The sequence below is a fragment of the Burkholderia lata genome (genome assembly GCF_902499335.1).
GTDB classification, from domain to species: domain Bacteria; phylum Pseudomonadota; class Gammaproteobacteria; order Burkholderiales; family Burkholderiaceae; genus Burkholderia; species Burkholderia lata_B.
In genome coordinates this window covers 87,703-104,177 of record NZ_CABVQK010000022.1, presented here as the reverse complement: position 1 = coordinate 104,177, position 16,475 = coordinate 87,703, and the positions used below count along the sequence as shown (strand labels likewise).

Annotated in this window: 14 protein-coding genes and 1 riboswitch; of the genes, 7 read left to right on the top strand and 7 right to left on the bottom strand. The window is 66.5% G+C overall.

Translation table 11 applies throughout. The annotated features are described in order from the left end of the window. Positions 1–143: 143 nt before the first annotated feature. A complete protein-coding gene (locus tag BCO18175_RS38080; RefSeq protein WP_174988756.1) occupies positions 144–1,736 on the bottom strand; it encodes an inorganic phosphate transporter in 1,593 nt (530 codons plus the stop codon). 185 nt (positions 1,737–1,921) lie between these two features. Further along, a complete protein-coding gene (locus BCO18175_RS38075) occupies positions 1,922–2,509 on the bottom strand; it encodes a histidine phosphatase family protein (protein WP_174988754.1) in 588 nt (195 codons plus the stop codon). 49 nt (positions 2,510–2,558) lie between these two features. Next, a riboswitch (cobalamin riboswitch) is annotated at positions 2,559–2,696 on the top strand. Positions 2,697–2,729: 33 nt separating this feature from the next. On the opposite strand from BCO18175_RS38075, the gene BCO18175_RS38070 reads away from it, so the two are divergent. Both BCO18175_RS38070 and BCO18175_RS38065 read left to right on the top strand, forming a co-directional pair. Continuing rightward, positions 2,730–2,939: a CbtB domain-containing protein gene (locus tag BCO18175_RS38070; protein WP_006488502.1), complete on the top strand. Its 210-nt coding sequence runs from the start codon at positions 2,730–2,732 to the stop codon at positions 2,937–2,939. 13 nt (positions 2,940–2,952) lie between these two features. After that, on the top strand, positions 2,953–3,675 hold the full coding sequence (locus BCO18175_RS38065; protein WP_174988752.1) for a CbtA family protein: 723 nt from the start codon (positions 2,953–2,955) through the stop codon (positions 3,673–3,675). Between the two features lie 22 nt (positions 3,676–3,697). On the opposite strand, the gene BCO18175_RS38060 is transcribed toward BCO18175_RS38065, so the two are convergent. Beyond that, entirely contained in the window at positions 3,698–4,606 is a 909-nt protein-coding gene (locus BCO18175_RS38060; RefSeq protein WP_174971938.1) for a LysR family transcriptional regulator, read from the bottom strand. Positions 4,607–4,733: 127 nt separating this feature from the next. On the opposite strand from BCO18175_RS38060, the gene metE reads away from it, so the two are divergent. Beyond that, complete coding sequence (gene metE, locus BCO18175_RS38055; RefSeq protein ID WP_174988750.1) at positions 4,734–7,028, top strand: 5-methyltetrahydropteroyltriglutamate--homocysteine S-methyltransferase; 2,295 nt, start codon at positions 4,734–4,736, stop codon at positions 7,026–7,028. A 99-nt stretch (positions 7,029–7,127) separates the two neighbouring features. On the opposite strand, the gene BCO18175_RS38050 is transcribed toward metE, so the two are convergent. Together BCO18175_RS38050 and speB are read right to left on the bottom strand one after the other, a co-directional pair. Further along, complete coding sequence (locus BCO18175_RS38050; RefSeq protein WP_174971942.1) at positions 7,128–8,453, bottom strand: MFS transporter; 1,326 nt, start codon at positions 8,451–8,453, stop codon at positions 7,128–7,130. A gap of 55 nt (positions 8,454–8,508) precedes the next feature. Beyond that, positions 8,509–9,465 carry an agmatinase gene (gene speB, locus BCO18175_RS38045; protein WP_174971944.1) on the bottom strand — a complete coding sequence of 319 codons (957 nt, stop codon included), beginning with the start codon at positions 9,463–9,465 and terminating at the stop codon, positions 8,509–8,511. 138 nt (positions 9,466–9,603) lie between these two features. Here speB and BCO18175_RS38040 point away from each other — a divergent pair, with 138 nt between their 5' ends. Next, the gene (locus tag BCO18175_RS38040; RefSeq protein WP_174971946.1) at positions 9,604–10,515 is read left to right on the top strand and encodes a LysR family transcriptional regulator; all 912 of its coding nucleotides are present in this window, start codon (positions 9,604–9,606) and stop codon (positions 10,513–10,515) included. Positions 10,516–10,641: 126 nt separating this feature from the next. Here BCO18175_RS38040 and BCO18175_RS38035 read toward each other — a convergent pair whose 3' ends face one another. Beyond that, positions 10,642–11,106: an Lrp/AsnC family transcriptional regulator gene (locus tag BCO18175_RS38035; RefSeq protein ID WP_174917129.1), complete on the bottom strand. Its 465-nt coding sequence runs from the start codon at positions 11,104–11,106 to the stop codon at positions 10,642–10,644. A 134-nt stretch (positions 11,107–11,240) separates the two neighbouring features. On the opposite strand from BCO18175_RS38035, the gene BCO18175_RS38030 reads away from it, so the two are divergent. From BCO18175_RS38030 to BCO18175_RS38020, 3 genes are all read left to right on the top strand, one after another. Further along, positions 11,241–11,867, top strand: a complete 627-nt coding sequence (locus tag BCO18175_RS38030) for a LysE family translocator (RefSeq protein ID WP_174971948.1) — start codon at positions 11,241–11,243, stop codon at positions 11,865–11,867. Between the two features lie 248 nt (positions 11,868–12,115). Next, complete coding sequence (locus BCO18175_RS38025) at positions 12,116–13,720, top strand: S53 family peptidase (protein ID WP_174988748.1); 1,605 nt, start codon at positions 12,116–12,118, stop codon at positions 13,718–13,720. A 75-nt stretch (positions 13,721–13,795) separates the two neighbouring features. Beyond that, complete coding sequence (locus BCO18175_RS38020; RefSeq protein WP_174988746.1) at positions 13,796–15,472, top strand: S10 family peptidase; 1,677 nt, start codon at positions 13,796–13,798, stop codon at positions 15,470–15,472. A gap of 75 nt (positions 15,473–15,547) precedes the next feature. Here BCO18175_RS38020 and nadE read toward each other — a convergent pair whose 3' ends face one another. Continuing rightward, complete coding sequence (gene nadE / locus BCO18175_RS38015) at positions 15,548–16,396, bottom strand: ammonia-dependent NAD(+) synthetase (protein ID WP_174988744.1); 849 nt, start codon at positions 16,394–16,396, stop codon at positions 15,548–15,550. Positions 16,397–16,475 lie beyond the last annotated feature (79 nt).

Below are 16,475 nucleotides of genomic sequence, written 5' to 3'. Positions count from 1 at the left end.
GCGGAGAAGCGGAGAAGCGGAGAAGCGGAGAAGCGGAGAAGCGGAGAAGCGGAGAAGCGGAGAAGCGGAGAAGCGGAGAAGCGGAAAGGCGAATCTTTTGCAGCAGGCAGCCGGCTCCTGCCGGCCACCCACCGCATCACCGCTTACGCCACCGTCCGGAACAGCCAATAGAGCCCGCCAGCGAGCACGATCGACGCCGGCAGCGTCAGCACCCACGCCAGCACGAGGCTGCGCACCGTGCCCCATTGCAAGCCCGATCCGTTCGCCGCCATCGTGCCCGCGACGCCCGACGACAGCACGTGCGTCGTCGACACCGGCAATCCGTACACGTCGGCCGCGCCGATCGTGAGCATCGCGACGAGTTCCGCCGACGCGCCCTGTCCGTAGGTCAGATGCTGCTTGCCGATTTTCTCGCCGACGGTCACGACGATCCGCTTCCAGCCGACCATCGTGCCGAGGCCCAGTGCGATCGCGACCGCTACCTTCACCCACGTCGGAATGAACTTGGTCGCGTGGTCGAGCTGCTTGCGATAGTTGTCGATCGCGAGCTTGTCGTCGGCAGCGAACGCGGGCTGTCCGGACTTCTCGATCAGGCGGATTGCTTCGGATACCAGATACATCGTGTTGCGCACGTTGTCGACGTCGCGTTGCGGCACGGCCGCCATCGAGCCCGACGCGCCGACCGCGGTCGCGAGCGACGTGGACAACTGCTGCACGGCGGGGATCACGGCCGGCGTCAGTTCGCGATGCTGCACGTAAAGCTCGACGTCGGCGCGCGGGTTCGCGGACGGCGCGACGCCGTTCGTGTACTTCCCGAAGGTCGCGGCTGCCTGGTTCGCGACCGCAACGAAGGTCTGCGTCTCGGCCGGCGTCACGGCCTTGTTCAGTGCATAGGCGGTCGGCACCGTGCCGATCAGGATCAGCATGATGAGGCCCATCCCTTTCTGACCGTCGTTCGAGCCGTGCGCGAACGACACGCCCGTGCAGGTCAGGATCAGCAGGCAGCGAATCCAGCACGGCGGCGGCTGGTCCTTCGGCGGCTCCTTGTACAGTTCCGGAATCCGCACGAGCGTTTTCAGCACGAGCAGCAGCAGCGCAGCACACAGGAAGCCGACGATCGGCGAGAGCAGTAGCGACTTGCCGACACCGAGCGCCTGGCCCCAGTCGACGCCGCTCGTGCCGGACGGCCCGTGCATCAGCTGGTTCATCAGCCCGACGCCGATGATCGAGCCGATCAGCGTATGCGAGCTCGACGACGGCAACCCGAAATACCAGGTCGCGAGGTTCCACACGATCGCGGCGATCAGCAGCGCGAACACCATCGCGAAGCCCGCGCCGCTGCCGACCTGCAGGATCAGCTCGACCGGCAGCAGTTGCAGGATGCCGAACGCGACGGCGCCGCTCGAGATCATCACGCCGAGGAAGTTCCACAGGCCGGACCAGATCACCGCGACGTTCGGTGTCAGCGAGTGCGTATAGATCACGGTGGCCACCGCGTTTGCGGTGTCGTGGAAACCGTTGACGAATTCGAAGCCGAGCGCGATCAGCAGTGCGGCGCCGAGCATCAGGTACGGGAACAACGACCCTTCGCGCATCGGCGACAGATCGTCGATCAGGTGCGTGGCGATATAGATCGCACCGATCGCGAGCACCAGCAGGAAGACGGCATAGCCGAGCTGCCTGGTGCGCTCGACGGAACCCGAATTGTTCGGGGCAGACGAAGCAGGTTGATTCATGACGGTATCTCGTAAGGGAACCGCGACCGATCCTAGCTTCGGCTAGCAGTCAGTTTGATGACAGCAGGGAGTGCGAACGGTGTGTCTTACAGCAACGTAAGGTGAGCATCGCCAAGCGATTGCGATACGACGTGACACGTCGGCCTGCGTCGTGGTCGACATCGCGAACGCTACACGGCGGGAGGCTATGCGACAGTGTCGCGCCGATCGTCGGCGGCGATCAACATCCATCCGTGTGGCGACGCAGCGAACGACGTGCACGACAGCGGTGCGACGTCGATGCGGGTTGCCGCGTCGGGATCCATCCGCAGCGCATGCGCGATGGCCGCGCGAACGATCGGTGCATGTGTGATGGCGACGATGTCGCGGTCGTGCTGCAGCGCATTCAACCATGTGCCGACGCGGCGCATCGCGGCATCGAACGATTCGCCGCCGTGCGGCGACGCGGACGGATCGCCGATCCACGCACCCAGTTCGTCAGGCAGGTCGCGCGCGAGGTCGTGCAGCCGCTTACCGCGCCAGTTTCGGTAGTCGATGTCGCGCAGTGCGTCATCGATGTCCGCACACAGCCCGAGTGCATCGGCGGTCTGCACCGCACAGCGGGCCGGGCTGCACAGCACGAGCGAGCCTGCGACGCCCGTCCACCGGTCGCGCAGCGCCGCGGCTTCGGCGAGCCCGTGCGCGTCGAGCGGATCGTCGTCGGGAAACGTGCCGGTGCGCATCGCCCGGGTCGACGCATGTGCAATCAGGCGCAGCGAGGCATGCATGTTCATGTCGGTTTTCGGATGATCCGGGACGGACGCACTCGTCCACCTGCCGCCGCTTCAATACGCGAACGTTCGCGCGTACAATTCGCCGGATACGAAACGCGGAAGCCGGTGCAATCCCGGCGCGGTCGCGCCACTGTAACCGGTGATCCATGATCCCGGAAGCCAGACCTGCCTTCGTACCCATCCAACATTTGTCGGGGCGCGATTCCCCTGAGGTGCATCCATGAGCGAAGCAGTGCTGAAGCCGGCGGTCGTGCCGGCACCCATCCCCGTCCGTGAACTGTTGCCGTGGGCCGTGTTCGTCGGCCTGATCCTGTTGCTCGCACTGTATTTCGTCGGTGCGGAACAAGGTGCGACGTCGCTCGTGCCGGGCATGTATGTCCACGAGTTCGTCCACGACGGCCGCCATCTGCTCGGCTTCCCCTGCCACTGACGCGGAGCTCACGATGGTCGGAAAGCTGCTCATGCGCGGGATGCTCGCAGGCATCGCCGCAGGCCTCCTCACGTTCGGTTTCGCGAAAGTCGTCGGCGAACCGCAAGTCGATCAGGCAATCTCCTTCGAAGAAAAAACCGAAGCCACCCACGGCGAAGCACCGGAACCCGAACTGGTCAGCCGCCACACGCAAGCCGGCCTCGGTCTGCTGACGGGCGTCGTGACCTACGGCGCGGCATTCGGCGGGCTGTTCTCGCTGGTCTTTGCATATGCGTATGGCCGAGGCAGCCGTCTCCCGGCACGGCCGCTGGCTGCGTGGCTCGCGCTGGCGTCGTTCGTCGCGCTCGTGATCGTGCCGAACATCAAGTACCCGGCCAATCCGCCGTCGGTTGGAGACCCCGACACGATCGGCTATCGCACGGGGTTGTTCTTCCTGATGATTGCGATCTCGGTCGCGACGATGGTGTTCTCGGTCAGCGTGCGCCGCCATCTGCTGGCGAAGCTCGGGCAGTGGAACGCGTCGATCGTCGCCGGGCTCGTGTTCGTCGCGATCATCGCGGCCGTGCAGATCGGGCTGCCGTCGGTCAGCGAGTTGCCGGCCGATTTCCCGGCGGCCTTGCTGTGGAAGTTCCGCGTGGCGGCCATCGGCATGCAGGTGATCATGTGGACGACGATCGGCCTGTTGTTCGGTGCGTGGGTCGAGCGCAGCGAACGCGTCGGCGTGCGCGCGGCCTGACGCACTTGAGAACCGGGCGCGCCTAGCGCAGCATGCGCGGCGCGCTCCACGTCGACTCGCGCGCCAGCGCGACGAACGCGGCCAGATAGTCGATCGATGCATCCGTGTCGCGGATGCCGAGGAAGATCTGCTTCGCGATTCCCTTCTTGCCGAGCTTGACCGGCACGACCGGCATCCGGTCCGCGTATTCGTCGGCAAGCCACCTCGGCAGCGCGGCCACGCCGCGCCCGCTCGCCACCATCTGCAGCATGATGTCGGTCGTCTCGATCGACTTGTGCCGCCTCGGCACGATGCCGGCCGGCGTCAGGAACTGGTTGTAGATGTCGAGCCGGTCGGTTTCGACCGGGTAGGTGATCAGGATCTCGTCGGTCAGCTGCTCGGGCGTCACGTAGTCGGCGTTCGCGAACCGATGTGAATCGGCGACCACCAGCACCTGCTCGTAGTCGAACACAGGGTCGAAGCGCAGGCCCGGCTTGTTCAGCGGATCGGGCGTCACGAGCACGTCGATGTCATAGCCGAACAGCGCGCCGATGCCGCCGAACTGGAAGCGCTGCTTCACGTCCACGTCGACGTCGGGCCAGCGCGACAGGTAGGGCGACACGACCTTCAGCAGCCACTGGTAGCACGGGTGGCACTCCATCCCGATGCGCAGCGTGCCGCGTTCACCCTTCGCGTACTGCTTCATCCGCTCCTCGGCGAGCTCGAACTGCGGCAGCAGCCGGTTCGCCAGCTTCAGCAAATACTGTCCGCCCTGCGTGAGCCGCAGGCCGCGACCCTCCCGATCCCAGATCGGCGTGCCGAGCTGCTGCTCGATTTTCCGGACGGTATGGCTGAGCGCCGATTGCGTGAGGTGCAGCGCATTGGCGGCCGCGGTCAGCGAGCCCTGACGCTCGACTTCACGAATGACGACGAGATGGAATCGTTCCAGCATGGTTAGCGCTCGCGCAACAGATACATGAATAACTTTAATGGATGAATGAAATAATGCCATTTTATTTCATGGTTTGAAATCCCTATCATGGCTGCCGGATCTTCAAATTTCTTCTGGACGACAGCTCATGGTCACGACACACAACCTCGGTTTTCCGCGCATCGGCGCGAAGCGCGAACTCAAGTTCGGTCTCGAACGCTACTGGAAAGGCGAATCGTCGCGCGACGAGCTGAAGGCGCTTGGCGCCGAGCTGCGCCAGCGTCACTGGAACGATCAGCGCGACCTTGACCTGGCGCCGATCGGCGACTTCGCGTTCTACGATCAGGTGCTCGACATGAGCTTCACGCTCGGCAACCTGCCGAAGCGCGTGCAGGGCTTCCACGGCGACGTGCTCGACAACTATTTCCGTGTCGCGCGCGGCCGTTCGGCGCAGTCGGCGGAAGAGCATGCCGCGTGCTGCGGCGGGGTCGCGGCCGGTGAAATGACGAAGTGGTTCGACACGAACTACCACTACATCGTGCCGGAATTCCACGCGGACACGAACTTCTCGCTCGACCCGTCGCGCCTGCTCCAGCAACTGGCGGAAGCCCTGGCGCAGGGCGTGGCCGCGAAGCCGGTGATCCTCGGCCCCGTCACGTACCTGTGGCTCGGCAAGGCGAAGGACGATTCCGACCGCCTCGCACTGCTGCCGAAGCTGCTGCCGGTGTACGGTGCGCTGCTCGACACGCTGACCGCGCAAGGTGTCGAATGGGTGCAGATCGACGAACCGATTCTCGTCACCGAACTCGACGCCGAGTGGCAACAAGCATTCAAGACCGCGTACGCCGCGCTCGAAACGCGCCGCATCAAGGTGCTGCTCGCGACGTACTTCGGCCAGCTTCAGGACAACCTGGCGCTGGCGAGCTCGCTGCCGGTCGACGGCCTGCATGTGGATGCGATCAACGCACGCGGCGAAGTCGACGCACTGGTGCGTGAACTGCCGGCCGAGCGCGTGCTGTCAGTGGGCGCGATCAACGGCCGCAACATCTGGAAGACGGACCTGAACGCGACGCTCGACTGGCTCGAACCGCTCGCGAAGCAACTGGGCGAGCGCCTGTGGCTCGCGCCGTCGTGCTCGCTGCTGCACGTGCCGGTCGATCTCGCGAGCGAGGACAAGCTCGATGCGGAAATCCGTTCGTGGCTCGCGTTCGCGCTGCAGAAGCTCGACGAGCTGAAAGTGCTCGCAACCGCACTGAACGAAGGTCGCGACAAGGTGGCCGATGCGCTGGCCGCGAACGCCGCCGCGATTCATTCGCGCCGCAATTCGCCGCGCGTGAACAACCCGGCGGTGAAGGCCGCGATCGCCCGGATCGACGCGCAGCTCGGCAACCGCGTGAGCCCCTACACGCAGCGCGCGCCGAAGCAGTCGGCACGCCTGAACCTGCCGGCGTTCCCGACGACAACGATCGGCTCGTTCCCGCAGACCGGCACAATCCGCCAGGCCCGCAGCCAGTTCAAGGCCGGCGCGCTGGATGAGGCCGGTTACCGCGCGGCGATGCAGGCCGAGATCGAACGCAGCGTCCGCGAACAGGAATCGCTCGAACTCGATGTGCTCGTGCACGGCGAAGCCGAACGCAACGACATGGTCGAATACTTCGGCGAGCAGCTCGACGGCTACGCGTTCAGCCAGTTCGGCTGGGTGCAGTCGTACGGTTCGCGCTGCGTGAAGCCGCCGATCCTGTTCGGCGACATCAGCCGCCCGAAGGCGATGACGGTCGAATGGATCACGTATGCGCAGTCGCTGACGAACAAGCCGATGAAGGGCATGCTGACCGGCCCCGTGACGATCCTGAACTGGTCGTTCGTGCGCGACGACCAGCCGCGCTCGGTGTCGTGCTACCAGCTCGCGCTGGCGATCCGCGAGGAAGTGCTCGATCTCGAGAAGGCCGGCGTGCGCGTGATCCAGATCGACGAGGCTGCGCTGCGCGAAGGGCTGCCGCTGCGCCGAGCGCAGTGGGGCGAGTACCTGAAGTGGGCGGTCGAATCGTTCCGCATCACCGCGAACGGCGTGCAGGACGATACGCAGATCCACACGCACATGTGTTATTCGGAGTTCAACGACATCATCGCGTCGATCGCCGACATGGATGCGGACGTGATCACGATCGAGACCTCGCGCTCGGACATGGAGCTGCTCGACGCGTTCGACAACTTCAAGTATCCGAACGAAATCGGGCCGGGCGTGTACGACATTCACTCGCCGAACATCCCGACGCAGGAGCACATCGTCGGCCTGATGAAGAAGGCGGCTGAACGGATTCCGGCGGAACGCCTGTGGGTGAACCCGGACTGCGGCCTGAAGACGCGCCAGTGGGCGGAGGTAATTCCGGCGCTGACGAACATGGTCGCCGCCGCGAAGACGCTGCGCAACCAGGTGCACTGATCGGGGCGCGGTCCGGAAAACAAGAAGGGCGGCCAGACGGCCGCCCCCGGATGTACGAGGCCCGGGCGGGCGAAGCCGCCAGCCCGGTGCACGTGTGCGTTACGCAGTGCGTACTGCGTGCGGCAACGTGTCGGCCACCTTGCGGGGCGCACCCGCATCGTCGATGCTCACACGCCGCGAGATCAGCCACACGCACAACGACGACAGGATCGCGGCGCTGGTGTACTGGAGCGCGAGCGGCCACCATTGCGGCGCGGTGTTCTGCGCGATGATGGTCGCGACGAGCGGCGTGAGGCCGCCGGCGAGTGCGCCGCACACCTGGTACGCGATCGAGATCGCCGTGTAGCGGATGCGAGCGACGAAGATGCCGCTGACGAAGCCCGCGACCACCGAGTAGTAGCCCGATTCCGCGAGCGTCGCGAGGCCGACGCCGACTGTGATCGACAGCGGCGTGCCCATGTGCACGAGCGGCAGCATGACGAACGGGACGATCGCGGCCCATGCGCCGGTGATCAGCAGCACGCGCGTGGTGCCGAAGCGCTGCGCGAGAAACGCGGCCGCGAGCTGCACGACGAACTGCAGCACGGCGACGATCGTCATGCAATGCAGCACCATCGACCGGTCGAGCGACAGGAACTGCGTCGCATAGCTGATCATGAAGATGTTGCTGAAATACACGCCGGCGATGCCGTACACGTTCGCGCCGATCGCGAGCAGCAGCAGCGGCCAGTACTTGAGCGCTTCTCGCAGCGGTTTCTGCGCGATGTTGCCGCTCTTCTTGATTTCCTCGAACTCGGGCGATTCCGACACGCTCGCACGGATCACGAAGCCGACGATCAGCAGTACGGAACTTGCCAGGAACGGCACGCGCCAGCCCCAGCTCATCATGTCTTCCTTCGACAGCGTGCTGATCGCGCCGAATGCGAGCATCGACAGGATCAGGCCGCTCGCGCTGCCGAGCTGTGCGAACGATGCGAAGAACGTGCGCTTGCCTTCCGGCGCATGCTCGCCGGCGAGCAGTACCGCGCCGCCCCATTCGCCGCCGACCGCGATGCCTTGCAGCACGCGCATCAGCACGAGCAGGATCGGTGCGATCACACCGGCTTGCGCATGGGTCGGCAGCAGGCCGATCGCGACCGTCGACACGGCCATCAGCATCAGCGTCGCGAGCAGCGAACGCTTGCGGCCGAAGCGGTCGCCGAGGTAGCCGAACATCACGCCGCCGAGCGGCCGCGCGAAGAAGCCGACCGCGAACGAGCCGAACGATGCGAGCAGGCTGATGAAGCGGTTTTCGCCGGGAAAGAACAGCGGCCCGAACACGATGGCGGCGGCGGTCGCGTAGCTATAGAAGTCGTACCACTCGATCGTGGTGCCGACGAACGACGCGAGCGCCGCCCGCTTGGGTTGCTTGACGGAAGTCCCCATCTTTATTTGTGCTCCTCTTGAATCCTCTGATTTGGAATAGGTGGCGGTGCGGGGATCAGTCGCGGTACGCGACGCCCGGCAGCACGCACAGCAGCTCGTACGCGAGGTTCGCGCCGAGCAGCGCCGTGGTGCCGAACGGGTCGTACGGCGGCGCGACTTCGACGAGATCGCAGCCCACGATGTTCAGCCCCTTCGCGCCGCGGATGATCTCGAGCGCCTGCGGCACCGTGAGGCCCGCGATTTCCGGCGTGCCGGTGCCCGGCGCGTAGGCCGGATCGATGCCGTCGATGTCGAAGGTGATGTAGACGGGCGTGTCGCCGACGCGCGCGCGCACTTCCTCCATCAGCGGCGCGAGCGACTTGTTCCAGCATTCCTCCGCCTGGACGACGCGGAAGCCCTGCTCGCGGCACCAGTCGAAATCCTCGGCCGCGTAGCCGGTGCCGCGCAGGCCGATCTGCGTGACCTTGTCGCCGTGCAGCAGGCCTTCCTCGACCGCGCGGCGGAACGGCGTGCCGTGCGCGATCTTTTCGCCCATCATCGTGTCGTTCACGTCGGCGTGTGCATCGACGTGGATCAATGCAACCTTGCCGTGCTTGCGGTGGATCGCGCGCAGGATCGGCAGCGCGATCGTATGGTCGCCGCCGAGCGTGATCGGCTTGCAGTCGTGCTCGAGGATCGCGTCATATGCGGCTTCGATGCGTGCGATGGAATCGTGCAGGTTGTACGGATTGATCGCGACGTCGCCGATGTCGGCGATCTGCAGCGAGTCGAAAGGGGCCGCGCGCGTGGCCATGTTGTACGGGCGCAGCAGCACGGATTCGGTGCGGATCTGGCGCGGGCCGAAGCGCGCGCCGGTGCGGTTGGAGGTGCCGAGATCGAACGGCACGCCGACGAAGCAGGCGTCGAGGCCTTCGGCGCTCGCCACGTGCGGCAGGCGCATCATCGTCGCGATGCCGCCGCAGCGCGGCATTTCATTGCCGCCGAGCGGCTGGAAATGGGTGTGGTCGTTCATGGCTGTCTCTTCCGATGTGGGGTTGCCGTATCATGCGACGCGGCTTGGCGCACAGTTTTACGCGCTCCGCCGGGAAAGAAGAATGCGAAGATATCGACGTAAACATCGATTTTCATCGATGTATGGAAGGGGATGAGCGTGCTGGGGAATCTGTCGACCCTCGATCTGCGGTTGATCCGCGTGTTTCTCGCGGTCACGGACGCGGGCGGCGTATCGGCCGCGCAGGCCGTGCTGAACGTCGGGCAGTCGACGATCAGCGCGCAGCTTTCGTCGCTCGAGACGCGGCTCGGCTACCGGCTCTGCGAGCGCGGCCGCAGCGGTTTCCGGCTTACGCCGAAGGGTGAGCGCTTCCACGCGATGAGCCGCAAGCTGCTCGCGGCGCTCGACGAATTCGGGATGGCCGCGCGGCATATGGACCGCCAGCTGGTCGGCACGCTGAACATCGGCCTGATCGGCCATACGCCGGTGAGCCAGAACGCGCGGATCGCCGAGGCGATCGCCGCGTTCCGCACCCGCGACGAGGCCGTGCGATTCTCGATCTCCGTGCGCGCGCCGGGCGATCTCGAGGAGCGACTGCTGAGCGACGAGATCCAGATCGCGGTCGGCTACTTCTGGCACCGGGTGCCGTCGCTGCACTACACGCCGCTGTTCATCGAGCGCCAGGTCGCGTACTGCGGGCGCGGCCATCCGCTGTTCGACGGCGCCGGCGCGCTGACGCCGGCCGACGTCGCGGGCTTCGAATGGGCGTGGCGCTCGTATCCGCTGCCCGAAGCGCAGATGTCGACGACGCCCGACCGCGTGACCGCGACCGCCGACAACATGGAGGCCGTCGCGCTGCTGATCCTGTCCGGCCACCACCTCGGCTACCTGCCGCAGCACTTCGCGGCGCCATACGTCGCACAAGGGTTGCTCACGCCGCTCAATCCGGAGCAACTGCGCTACGACGTGACGTTCCACATGGTCGTCGCGCGCAACGGGCGCGGCAATCCGCTCGTGGAAGCGTTTCTCGAGGATCTCGAACGCGCGCACCAGCCGCCCGACATCGCGTAGGCCGCCGGCCTCAACAATGTGAACGAGTGTTGCGGCGGCGCGGCCCGATGCGGCCCACATCGATCGGCGTCGAAGTGACGGATCGGGCGCCGGGTTCGGTTTGCGAGCGGCGTCCGCCCGCTCGCATCACGGCACCGGCAGCCCCGCGTCATGCTTGACCTCGCGCAGCGACAGCGCCGATTCGATCGACGTCACGCCCGGCAGCATCCGCAGCGACTCGCGCAGGAACGTGCCGTAGTCGTCGAGATCGCGCGCGACGACCTGCAGCAGATAGTCCGCGGTGCCGGCCACGTTGTGGCACGCCAGGATCCGCTCGATGCCGATCACCTCCCGCTCGAAACGGTCGGCGGTCTTGCGGTCGTGCGTCGCGAACCGCACGAGCACGAACGCAACGACGCCGAAACCGAGCGCCTGGCGCGACAGCTGCGCGCGGTAGCGCTCGATGTAGCCGTCGTTCTCGAGGCGCTTCAGGCGCCGCGCGCACGGGGTCTCGGAGAGGCCCACGGTGTCGGCGAGGCGGGCGATCGGCAGGCGGCCGTCGCGCTGCACCGCGGCAAGGATGGCGCGGTCGGTTTTGTCGAGTTCGGTCATATTGGCGGATTCCTGGTGCAGATTCGGTGATTGTGGCGGATTCCCCTATGAATCGCCAATCCTGAACCAAATATGGCCAATAATCCCTCGCACTCTGGCGGCAATATATCGCCGTAAGAGGACAGGGGCAGACCATGATTTCCACGCATTTGCTGTTGATTTATCTCGCCGCGCTGGCGGCCATCTATGCAGTGCCGGGGCCGGACATGGCGCTCGTGCTGCAGACCAGCATCGGCCGCGGCGTGCGGCCGGGGATGGCGGCGGCGGCCGGCCTGTCGCTCGCGCGCACCGCGCACGTGACGCTGTCCGCGTGCGGCGTCGCGGCGCTGATCCGCAGCGCGCCGTGGCTGTACGAAGTGATCCGCTACGGCGGCGCGCTCTATCTCGCCTATGTCGCGATCCAGGTGTTCCGTTCGCCCGTGTTCGCGCTCGGCGACGGCGACGCGGCGGCCACGGCGGGCGAACTGCGCCAGTCGTTCGTGAAGGGCCTGCTCACCAACCTGCTGAACCCGAAGGCGCTGCTGTTCTGCTCGGTGCTGCTGCCGCAGTTCGTGCGCCCCGAGGCCGGGCCGGTCGTGTTGCAGATGTTCGAGCTGGGCGGGCTGCTGGTGGCGGCCGGCGTGTGCTTCGACCTCGCATGCGTGTTCGGCGCGTCGCGGATCGCCGCTTGGATGCGCGCGCATCCGCTCGCGCAGACGGTGCAGCGCTGGACGTTTTCCGCGGCGCTGATCGGCTTTGCGCTGCGCCTGTCGATGGACTGAGTGCCGAGGCGGCGTCGCGCCGGCGCAGGTCGCGCGGCGTGTCGCCGCACCGGGTGAAGGCCGCGCGCAACGCCGGCCCGCGCGTGCGCCCCGTCGCAGAAGGGCGTGCGCGTAAATCGTCTGACTGTTCTAAACTCCCTGTTACTTCGCGCTGCGCGAACCCGACCGACCGAACGGAACCGTCTCCCGCCGGCCCTGTCCGATTTCCTGGCTGTTCCGTGCAACGCGGTACCAAGGAGGGTCTGAACATGGCAAGGCATCTTCACGCCGACCGTGAACCCCGAATCGTCGCCGAGTCCAAGTGCCTCGGTCCGTGCGATCCGGCAGAACGCATCCACGTCACGATCATGTTGCGGCGGCAGGAAGAAGGGCAACTCGATACGCTGCTTCACCAGCTCGCCACCGGCGACGCGCAAGCGAAACCGGTGTCGCGCGAAACCTTCGCGCAACGTTTTTCCGCCAATCCCGACGACATTCGCAAGGCCGAGGACTTCGCGCGTCACCACCAGTTGACGGTCGATCGCGTCGATCCCGTTGAAAGCGTCGTCGTGCTGTCCGGCACGATCCAGCAGTTCGAAGCCGCGTTCGGCGTCAAGCTCGAACGCTTCGAGCATCAGTCGATCGGCCAGTATCGCGGCCGCTCCGGCCCGATCGCGCTGCCCGACGATCTCGGCGACGCCGTCACGGCCGTGCTCGGCCTCGACAGCCGTCCGCAGGCGCGGCCGCACTTCCGGCTGCGTCCGCCGTTCAAGCCCGCGCGCGGCGGTGCGGCGGGCGTCACGTTCACCCCGATCCAGCTGGCGTCGCTGTACGGCTTTCCGGCCGGCGACGGTGCCGGGCAATGCATCGCGATCATCGAGCTCGGCGGCGGTTACCGCGCGGCCGACATCCAGCAGTATTTCCGCGGGCTCGGCATCAAGACACCGCCGACACTCGTCGACGTGAACGTCGGCACCGGCCGCAATACGCCGACCGGCGACCCGAGCGGCCCGGACGGCGAAGTCGCGCTCGACATCGAGATCGCCGGTGCAATCGCGCCGGCCGCGAAGATCGCCGTCTACTTTGCGCCGAACAGCGATGCGGGCTTCATCCAGGCCGTCAACGCGGCCGTCAGCGACACGACCAACAAGCCGTCGGTGATCTCGATCAGCTGGGGCGGACCGGAGGCGATCTGGCAGACCCAGTCCGCACAGGCGTTCAACCGCGTGCTGCAGGCGGCCGCCGCCCAAGGCATCACGGTGTGCGCGGCATCGGGCGACAGCGGCTCGGGCGACGGGCTGCAGGACGGCGCCGATCATGTCGACTTCCCCGCATCGAGCCCGTACGTGCTCGGCTGCGGCGGCACACAGCTCGACGCGCTGCCGGGGCAGGGCATCCGCAGCGAGGTCACGTGGAACGACGAGGCGGCCGGCGGCGGCGCGGGCGGGGGCGGCGTCAGCACGCTGTTCGACCTGCCGGCGTGGCAGCAGGGGCTCGCTGCCACGCTGGCTGACGGTAGCCGCGTGCCGCTCGCGAAGCGCGGCGTGCCGGACGTCGCGGGCGATGCGTCGCCGCAGACGGGCTACGAAGTGTCGATCGCGGGCACGGCCACGGTGATGGGCGGCACGAGCGCGGTCGCGCCGCTGTGGGCCGCGCTGATCGCGCGGATCAATGCGGCGGCGAGTGCGGCGGGCGGTGCGGCCGCCGGCTGGGTCAACCCGGTGCTGTACAAGAATCCGGGCGCGCTGCGCGACATCACGCAGGGCTCGAACGGTACGTATGCTGCCGCGCAAGGCTGGGATGCATGCACGGGCCTCGGCAGCCCGAACGGCGCGCAGCTCGCGGCGATCCTGACGCGCAAGCCGTCGAGCTGACGGCCGCGGTACACGGCTTTCCGTATGGCGCGGGCTTCCTGCCCGCGCCTTTTTCTCACCTCCAGGAGCAGCACGATGGGCATCGATTCCGCATCTTCCGGCGGCGTGTATCCGCTGCATCACGGCGACCACAATTCGCATGGCGTGCCGCCGACCGTCAACCCGGTCGCGCTCAGCCACGGCCGCGACCAGCCGTTCTTCGATCCGGTCGCGTACGGCAACGGCCCCGACGATTCGGTGACCGACACGACCGAGGCGGCCGCGATCACGCATCACACGATCCTGATCGACGGGAAGCGCATCGCCTACACGGCGACGGCGGGCCACCTCGTGACGGTCGACCCGAGCAGTTCGCAGCCGGCCGCGAAGATCTTCTACGTCGCGTTCACGGCCGACGGCGCGAAGGAAGAAACGCGGCCCGTGACGTTCTTCTATAACGGCGGGCCGGGCTCGTCGTCGGTGTTCGTGCTATTGGGCTCGTTCGCGCCGAAGCGCATCAAGACGTCGATGCCGGGGTTCACGCCGCCCGCGCCGTACCAGATGGAAGACAACCCGGACAGCATGATCGACCACAGCGACCTGGTGTTCATCAACCCGGTCGGCACCGGCTATTCGGCGGCCGTCGCGCCGAACAAGAACCGCAACTTCTGGGGCGTCGACCAGGATGCCGATTCGCTGAAGCAGTTCATCAAGCGCTACCTGACGAAGAACAACCGCTGGAATTCGCCGAAATACCTGTTCGGTGAATCGTACGGCACCGCGCGCAGCTGCGTGCTCGCGTACAAGCTGCACGAGGACGGCGTCGATCTGAACGGCGTCACGCTGCAATCGTCGATCCTCGACTACCGGCAGGCCGGCAACCCGGTCGGCGCGCTGCCGACCGCGGCGGCCGATGCGTGGTATCACAAGAAACTCGGCGTCACGCCGGCGCCGACCGATCTCGGCGCGTTCGTCGAGGAAGTCGCGCAGTTCTCGCGCACCGACTACCTGAACGCGCTGCGCACGGTCCCGCATGCGGACCCGGCCACCGTGCAGAAGCTGTCGCAATACACGGGTATCGACACGGCGACGCTGCAGTCGTGGAGTCTCAATATCGCGGGCTACAACGCGCGCGGCAATTCGCTGTTCCTGACGACGTTGCTGCAGGCGCAGGGGCTGGCTCTCGGTTCGTACGACGGCCGCGTGACCGGGATCTCGTCGGGCATCGCCGGCAAGATCGACCCGAACTCGGGCGGCAACGATCCGACGATGACGGCCGTGACGGGCGTCTATACGGCGATGTGGAACAGCTACCTGAACGAGCAGCTGAAGTTCACGTCGAATTCCGCGTTCACCGACCTGAACGACCAGGCGTTCCAGAACTGGGATTTCAGCCACATCGACCCGACCGGCGCGCAGCAGGGCATCGATGCGCAGGGGAACGTGATTCTCTACACGGCCGGCGATCTCGCCGCGGTGATGGCGTTGAACGTCGACCTGAAGGTGCTGTCGGCGAACGGCTTCTACGATTTCGTCACGCCGTTCTACCAGACCGTGATCGACCTGCAGCAGATGCCGCTCGAGGATCAGAAGGTGCGGCAGAACCTGTCCGCGCGTTTCTATCCGTCGGGGCACATGGTGTATCTCGACGGCGGCTCGCGTACCGCGCTCAAGCGCGATCTCGCGACGATGTACGACGCGACGGTCAGCGATACGGGCGCGCGGATGCGGATTCGTGCGCTGCAGACGAAGAAGACGGCCGGGCACGCGTAGCGTTGCCCGTCGTCGGACCGCCGCGCGCAGCCGCTACGGTGCGCGCGGCGGTATTTTTCAGCCTGGGCTGCCGGCTTATGCGGCCGGCCAGTCGAACGGCGTGTACGGCAGCGCGCGCTTGTGGCGCGAAGCGTCGTAGAAGCGCAGCACCGTTTCGTACACGTTGTCGGCCACCGGCTTGCCTTCGAGGAAATCGTCGATCTCGTCGTAGGTGACGCCGTACGCGTGCTCGTCGGGGCGCAGCGGGCGCAGTTCCTCGAGGTCGGCCGTCGGCACCTTCATCACGATCAGTTCCTCGCCGCCGAGCGCACGCGCCACCGCGCGCACGCGACGCTTGTTCAGCCCCGCGAGCGGCAGGATGTCCGCGCCGCCGTCACCGAATTTCGTGAAGAAACCCATCAGCGACTCGGCTGCGTGATCGGTGCCGATCACGATGCCGCGCCGCGCCCCGGCTACCGCGTACTGCGCGATCATGCGCTCGCGCGCCTTGACGTTGCCATGCACGAAGTCCCGCTGGGCCGGCGTCTCGAACGCGTGGCCGGATGCGTCCAGCGCGCCGAGCATCGCGTCGGCCGCCGGCTTCACGTTGACGGTCAGTTCCTCGTCCGCGCGCACGAACGCGAGCGCGCGCTGCGCATCGGCTTCGTCGTTCTGCACGCCGTTCGGCAAGCGCATGGCAATGAAGCGCGCATCGTAGCCGTCGGCGCGCAGCTTTTCGACCGACAGTTGCGCGAGCCGGCCGGCCGTCGACGAATCGACGCCGCCGCTGATGCCGAGCACGTAGGTCCGCAGGCCGGTCGAACGAAGGTATTGCGCGAGGAACTCGACGCGGCGGGCGATCTCGGCCTCGGCGTCGAAGTGCGAGGCGACGTTCAGTTCGGCAATGATCGCGCGTTGGCGGCTGGCGTAATCGGCGGATGTCATGAAGGGAGTTCCGGAACGAAATCAAGGCGCCCATCATAAGCGCAATCGCGGCGCGGCGCCGCGCCGGGCATACGATCCG

Excerpts from the sequence above, each read along its gene's own strand:
- BCO18175_RS38080 (WP_174988756.1), bottom strand. The coding sequence starts at position 1,736 with ATGAATCAACCTGCTTCGTCTGCCCCGAACAATTCGGGTTCCGTCGAG.
- BCO18175_RS38075 (WP_174988754.1), bottom strand. The coding sequence starts at position 2,509 with ATGAACATGCATGCCTCGCTGCGCCTGATTGCACATGCGTCGACCCGG.
- BCO18175_RS38070 (WP_006488502.1), top strand. The coding sequence starts at position 2,730 with ATGAGCGAAGCAGTGCTGAAGCCGGCGGTCGTGCCGGCACCCATCCCC.
- BCO18175_RS38065 (WP_174988752.1), top strand. The coding sequence starts at position 2,953 with ATGGTCGGAAAGCTGCTCATGCGCGGGATGCTCGCAGGCATCGCCGCA.
- BCO18175_RS38060 (WP_174971938.1), bottom strand. The coding sequence starts at position 4,606 with ATGCTGGAACGATTCCATCTCGTCGTCATTCGTGAAGTCGAGCGTCAG.
- metE (WP_174988750.1), top strand. The coding sequence starts at position 4,734 with ATGGTCACGACACACAACCTCGGTTTTCCGCGCATCGGCGCGAAGCGC.
- BCO18175_RS38050 (WP_174971942.1), bottom strand. The coding sequence starts at position 8,453 with ATGGGGACTTCCGTCAAGCAACCCAAGCGGGCGGCGCTCGCGTCGTTC.
- speB (WP_174971944.1), bottom strand. The coding sequence starts at position 9,465 with ATGAACGACCACACCCATTTCCAGCCGCTCGGCGGCAATGAAATGCCG.
- BCO18175_RS38035 (WP_174917129.1), bottom strand. The coding sequence starts at position 11,106 with ATGACCGAACTCGACAAAACCGACCGCGCCATCCTTGCCGCGGTGCAG.
- BCO18175_RS38030 (WP_174971948.1), top strand. The coding sequence starts at position 11,241 with ATGATTTCCACGCATTTGCTGTTGATTTATCTCGCCGCGCTGGCGGCC.
- BCO18175_RS38025 (WP_174988748.1), top strand. The coding sequence starts at position 12,116 with ATGGCAAGGCATCTTCACGCCGACCGTGAACCCCGAATCGTCGCCGAG.
- BCO18175_RS38020 (WP_174988746.1), top strand. The coding sequence starts at position 13,796 with ATGGGCATCGATTCCGCATCTTCCGGCGGCGTGTATCCGCTGCATCAC.
- nadE (WP_174988744.1), bottom strand. The coding sequence starts at position 16,396 with ATGACATCCGCCGATTACGCCAGCCGCCAACGCGCGATCATTGCCGAA.